This is a genomic window from Paenibacillus sp. FSL R5-0701, assembly GCF_037973995.1.
Classification (GTDB): domain Bacteria; phylum Bacillota; class Bacilli; order Paenibacillales; family Paenibacillaceae; genus Paenibacillus.
The window spans coordinates 2847154-2853881 of the sequence record NZ_CP150230.1; the positions used below are offsets into that span (position 1 = coordinate 2847154).

Below are 6728 nucleotides of genomic sequence, written 5' to 3' on the forward strand. Positions count from 1 at the left end.
GGGATTATCAGACGGTGGGGGGAACGTATAATGACAGAACTGAAAGAGTTGTTGGGTCAATTATTATGGGGCAGACTGCATGCTGCAGGACTTTTGAGCAATTTCCGGGGTGAAGATGCAGCTGTAGCAGAAATACCTGATTCATTGATCGAGCGTTACGAAAGATGGTGGCGGGAGAGTTTTCTTTATTTGCGAAAATACGGTTATTGCACCTCTACTGACGCTGTAAATCCCTTGATTCAGACCAACGATACGGACCTGGCTCATGCATGGAAGGAATGGGATAGGAAAAAATTGCTGTGGCTATCCGATCCAAATGTGTCTTCCTACATTCCACTGCTGGATGCCACGCTCCGAGCACTGCCGGACATTTTGACTGGTCAGAAGTCCGCAACCGACATTATTTTTCCGAATAGTTCCATGCATCTGGTGGAGAACATTTACATGAACAATCCTGCTGCCGATTATTTCAATGCCGTTTTGGCAGATCGGGTTGCAGCTATTATAAAACAGCTACTTGTGCGGGAGCCGAGTGCACATATTCGCATTGTGGAGATCGGAGCTGGAACAGGAGGCACGAGCCAGGCGGTTTTTAACCGTCTGAATGATTTTTATCCCCATATTCTGGAATACTGTTATACGGATACTTCCCAGGCTTTTTTAAGTCATGCCCAAAAGGTATATGGCCCGCGTTATCCGTACCTTACATACGGAACGTTTGATTTGTCCAAACCGGTGTCCACCCAATCTTTGCAAGCGGGGACCTATGATATAGCGATAGCAACAAATGTCATGCATGCTGCTCCTAATATTCGCCTTGCCTTAAGGAATGTTAAGGCATTGCTCCGTTGTAAGGGTGTCTTTTTGATTAATGAAATTACCGAAAATACGCTTATGAATCACCTTACGTTTGGGTTATTGGATGGGTGGTGGAGCTATGTGGACCCTGCTCTGCGTATTTCTGGAGGACCTTTGCTTGAACAGGAAACTTGGAAAAACGTATTGTTATCCGAGGGGTTCGGGGAAGTTCAGTTACTGGCTCACACTGACGAATTCAAGGGCCAGCAAGTGATAATGGGGACAAGCAATGGCGTGGTACGTCAGCAAACCTTGAAACATGAGCAAACGGTAAAACATCAGGTCCAAAGTCAAACGAGCCGTAATTCGCAGAATATGCAGGGAAAACCGTCAGAAATCCGGTTACCTGAATTGGAGAGTTCACGTTCATCCGAAGAAAAACTGAAGTACATAAAGGAAGTGCTTGTTCGGACACTATGCGAATCTTTGAAAGTGGAGGCACAGCTTATCGACCATGAGGAGGCTTTTTCCGATTATGGGGTTGACTCCATAACGGGTGTTCGATTAATTCATTCGATTAATGAACGATTGGGAACGGAGCTGTTCACCACTGATATTTTTGATTTTCCTTGTGTCAACCAGCTTGCACAGTATATTGCCCCTATGTATCAGGAGAAACCGCTGGAGCCAGAACAACAAATGGAGTTTCATGGAGGTTGCAGTGCCGAGAAGCCCGACGTTCAACGAACTGAACGGATTAGTGAAGAGCGAGAGTTCACGTTGGATGATGCCATGGAGAGTCATTCCGATGGCGATATAACATCCCCCGGTTCCAACAACAGACACAAGGATATTGCGATCATTGGCTACAGCGGTAGATTCCCGCAATCGGATAATGTGGATGAATTATGGGAGCATTTGGCCGCAGGTCATGACTTGATTCAGCGTGGGGCGCGGTGGACTTCGGAACAGACAGGATCATCCGTAGAGAAAACGGAAAATAATCATGGAGCTTTTTTGGAAGATAGCGACTGTTTTGACCCCTTGTTTTTCAAAATTTCCAATGTTGAAGCAATGCATATGGACCCGCAGCAGCGATTGTTTCTGGAGGAATCGTGGAAAACCCTTGAACACGCTGGATATGCAGGGGAACTGATTCATGGCCGCAAATGCGGAGTCTACACCGGATATTGCGGAGGAGACTATGAGAAGTTGATCGGTGAACAGGCACCTGCACAAGCTTTTTGGGGTAATGCTGCATCCATCGTACCTGCCCGGGTATCCTATTTTCTGAATTTACAGGGGCCAGCAATCGCAGTGGATACCGCATGTTCTAGTTCGTTGGTTGCCATTCATCTGGCTTGTCAAGCTCTATGGTCAGGGGAAGTGGAGCTTGCTCTGGCAGGTGGAGTGTTTGTGCAATCCACGCCTGATTTTTATAATTCTGCTAGTCGGGCGGGCATGTTGTCCCCTGCTGGAAGGTGTCATAGCTTTGATGAACGTGCAGACGGTTTTGTACCGGGTGAGGGTGTTGGGGCCGTGTTGCTCAAACGGCTGGAGGATGCCATCCAAGATGGCGATCATGTACACGGGATCATCAAAGGCAGCTGTATCAATCAGGATGGGAGTACCAATGGTATCACAGCCCCTAGTAGAGCTTCGCAGGAAAGACTGGAACGCCAGTTATACGACCAGTTCGGTGTTAATCCGGATCAGATCCAATTGGTTGAAGCGCATGGTACTGGAACGAAACTGGGTGATCCCATTGAATTCGAAGCACTGAACCGAAGTTTTCGGAAGTATACGAGCCGTTCACAATATGCTGCACTAGGTTCGATCAAGTCGAATATGGGACATTCGATTGCAGCAGCGGGCATAGCCGGTGTGATCAAATTGTTATTGGCCTTGAAACATCAACAGATTCCGCCATCCATCCATTATTCCAAAGCAAATCCCAATATTGATTTTTCGAAAAGTCCATTCTATGTCAATACTCAATTGAATCCATGGCATACACCTCCCGGACGAAAAAGGGCTGCTCTTGTAAGCTCATTTGGCTTTAGTGGGACTAACGCTCACCTTGCCATCGAGGAGTCTCCCGGAGAGTTTTCTCCTTCAATACATAAACCGGGTTATCTAATGGTGTTGTCTGCACAATCGACAGAACAGTTGAGGGAACAAGTGAGACGAATTGCTCAGCATTACAGGAAAGTGGGAGCCCAGCTTGATTACGCAAGCACAAGCTTTACTTTGATGACGGGGAGAAGACATCTGGAGCATCGGTTGGCGTGTGTAATTCAGCATTCTGACGAAATGGCCTCCATTTTGGAACAATGGCTTGAAACCGGTGGCTCATCACAGATCTATGCGGCGGATTTATCAGGCCAGCCTTCCAAAGAGCAATCCGTTCTTCGACGTTATGGCAATGAATGTATCCAAAAAATCGCTGCGGAATCATTAGATGATTCGCGATATGTTGAAAACCTGCATACTATTGCAGAACTGTATGTACAAGGGTATGAATTGGATTATAACCGGCTTTATTTGACAGAAAAGTATAAAAGAATACCTCTGCCAACGTATCCTTTTGCACGGGAAAAATATTGGGTGAGGTCTGGGATAGCGACGAGGTCCGTTGAAACAGATGTAAAAAGTGAGATTTTGAATGTTGCTTCTGACAACAAAGAGGAGAGAATAGCAAAGCTTCTTTTGAAGCAATGGAAGCATTCGGCAGTTACAAATCCTGATCCTGGGCATGGAAAAGTTGTGGTTGGATCTACACTGGAAACCGTTGGGCTTGCCAATAAACTTTCACAAATGATACAGGGCAGCCAGGTTGTGCTTGTGAGTGAGGAGGAGCAGGACTCTGGACGTTTGCTCGATGTTTTGATGAATTGTGATGCTTTTATAGATCTGTCAGGCTGTGGGCGAAAGATGGAAGCAGAAGAAATGATGCTGGACAAACTGACCTACTGGTTAGCAAGGCTTCAACAAATGATTGATACCCGTGGTCACAAAGAATTAAAGCTGCTTGGAGTCACTATGGGGCTGGAGTCTTTCCAAAATAAATCGATTTATCTAGGTGGAGCAGAACGGGCTGGGCTCTACAGGATACTACAAAGTGAGTACAGACATATTATTTCGCGGCATATCGATGTGGACCCGGCAGACAGTGAGTTTGATGTCGCAGCACAAATCGTTCAGGAGTTAACTCATACGGGTAAGGAACAGGAAGTCTGTTATCGTGAAGGACAGCGGTACAGTGCTTATCTTGATACACTCGAAAACATCAATATACAGCAGTTGAATCAAAACCGACTCGCTTTTCCATCCAATCATGTTCTTTGGGTCACTGGAGGGACACGGGGTCTAGGCATGCTTTGTGCGCAGCATGCCGTCCGACACTACGGGGTCCGTAAACTTGTTCTGATGGGTCAGACCCCATTTCCATCTCGACATGAATGGAGGGCACGATGCGAGGACAAAGATGAGATCGGCAGTAAAGTTAGAAGTGTCCTGGAATTGGAGAAGCAGGGCGTACAGATTGAAGTACTGTCTTTTGATATAGGTGATAAAGAGAAACTTCTGGAGGCTGCAAAACACATACGTTCAACGATGGGCGTAGCCGGAGGAGTAATTCACGCAGCTGGCATAGCCGACATGGAAAATCCCGCCTTTATTCGTAAACCACTGGAGTCGATTCGGAACGTATTGTCCCCCAAAATATTAGGCACTGTAGCACTCTATGAATGCTTCCGTCACGATCCTTTGCAATTTTTTGTCCTGTTCTCTTCTGTGGCTGGAGCCATTTCGAAACTTGGTGTCGGACAAAGCGATTACGCTATGGCTAACACCTACATGGATTATTATGCCGCAGCGAATGCCCATACCAGCCCACTTATCAGTATCCAATGGTCGAACTGGAAGGAATCCGGGATGGGTGAGTTTCCAAGTCAAGCTTATAACGAAACCGGTCTGCTTAGCATCACGGATGAAGAAGGATTGAAGCTGCTGGACTGGGCACTAATCAACCAACCAGGTGCAGTCATGCTTCCGGCAATCGTGAGCAGCAAATTCATTGACACTGAGGGGAAATTGGGAATTTCCAGAGTGGTGAAAGCAGAAACGATGTCCGAAATACCTATGACAAGTGGTGTTCCTTTTTCTGATACATCCGAGATATTACAGATGAAATTAAGTTCCATATTCGCCGAGGAATTGTGTATTGAACCCGAGAAAATGAACCCGGACCGATCCTTCGAACATTTCGGGATGGATTCAATCTTGATTGCTCAGCTGGCACGCCGGATGGAACGCGAACTTCAAATTCCTGTGGTGGAACCTGGTCTTTTTTTGGACTATCCAACGATTGCAGGACTGACAGGGGCTTTGCTGCAAAAATACGCAACAAGTCCACGTACATCTCCCGAACAGATCAACAGACATGAGGCTCGACAGATTCTCCAGCAGCCCAAAGATCGTTCTCGATCCCGAGTGGCCATCATTGGAATGGCCTGTCATTTCCCGGATGCGGTGAACCCGGAACAATTTTGGAACAATCTAAAAACAGGCAAAAACAGTATACGTGAAATTCCGTCATCCCGGTGGGATTGGAGAACGTACTACCATCCTGATGGCAAAGCCGGGAAAAGCATGAGCAAGTGGGGGGCTTTTCTCGATGAGCTGGAATGGTTTGATCCCGATTTTTTCGGAATGGATCATTCCCTGGCAACTCATCTGGACCCTTTGCAAAGGCAGTGGCTTGAGGTTAGCGCTGAAGCACTTGCAGATGCAGGATATGGAAAGAGTCAGCTTGAGTCGCTTGAGGTTGGTGTGTTTGCAGGGGCAAGAACAGGTCATTTCATGAGCAAAATACGTCGGGACAACAAACAAACCATTATTGGCACAGGTCAAAATTTTATTACGGCACATTTAGCTCATTTATATAACCTCAGAGGTCCTAACATGGTCGTGGACACTGCTTGTTCCAGTTCCCTAACAGCCATCCATCTGGGTGCCCGGAGTTTGCAGAATGGGGAAGCAGATCTGGTGATCGCCGGTGGGGTTGAAGTTTTATTGGATGAGACCCCTTATCTTTCCCTGACTGCATCAAAGGTGCTGTCACCAGATGGACAATGTAAAACCTTTGATGCCTCCGCTAATGGAATTGGGGTTGGGGAGGGCTGTGGAGTAATCGTCATGAAACGATTGGAACAGGCCATAACGGACGGTGACAAAATCTACGGAGTGATTGATGGCTCTGCGATTAACAATGATGGTCATACAATGGGCGTCACCACACCGAATCCCCAGGCTCAGCAGTCGTTAATCGAACGTGCCATCAAGGATGCAAATATTGATCCGGCTTCAATCAATTATGTAGAAACACATGGAACAGGCACGGTCATTGGAGATCCCATTGAGCTTAAAGCGTTAACCCAAGTGCTGGGAACCAGTATGAAAAAGGGGGATCTTTGCGGTGTGGGAAGTGTCAAAAGCAATGTGGGACATCTGTTGAGTGCAGCAGGGGCAGTTAGCATGATCAAGGTTTTGCTGAGTATGGTACATGGTCAGATCCCGCCCAGTTTAAATTGTCCGCATCCGAATCCGAGATTTCGGTTTGAAGAAAGTCCGTTATTCCTTGTTCAAGAACTTACACCTTGGACCAATAAAGTGTTGCGTGCGGGTGTCAGCGCGTTTGGACTCGGAGGAAATAACGCTCATATCCTTGTCAGCAATGAAGGTGTACCAGACCCAAATAAAGCAACACTGGAACCTCGTTTCAATCGCATTATCTGGAATAGAGCCCGGTTTTGGCCGGATGAGGTTGAGGAGAAAAACTTGGTGTTCGGATCGTCATCAGGACAAACCCATCGTAAGCCTGAGCATATGCTGTCTTTCTTCACACCGAAAAAAATGCAGTAAGGGGG

The 6728-nt window shown here is 46.8% G+C and carries 1 protein-coding gene; it reads left to right on the forward strand.

Features of this window, described 5'->3' with window-relative positions; genetic code table 11:
• The first annotated feature begins 30 nt into the window (after positions 1 to 30).
• Positions 31 to 6723, forward strand: a complete 6693-nt coding sequence (locus MKZ13_RS13215) for a beta-ketoacyl synthase N-terminal-like domain-containing protein (protein ID WP_339184537.1) — start codon at positions 31 to 33, stop codon at positions 6721 to 6723.
• Positions 6724 to 6728: the final 5 nt, after the last annotated feature.

What these genes read in the sequence shown, in the direction of transcription:
- MKZ13_RS13215 (WP_339184537.1), top strand. Translation starts at nt 31, where the DNA reads ATGACAGAACTGAAAGAGTTGTTGGGTCAATTATTATGGGGCAGACTG.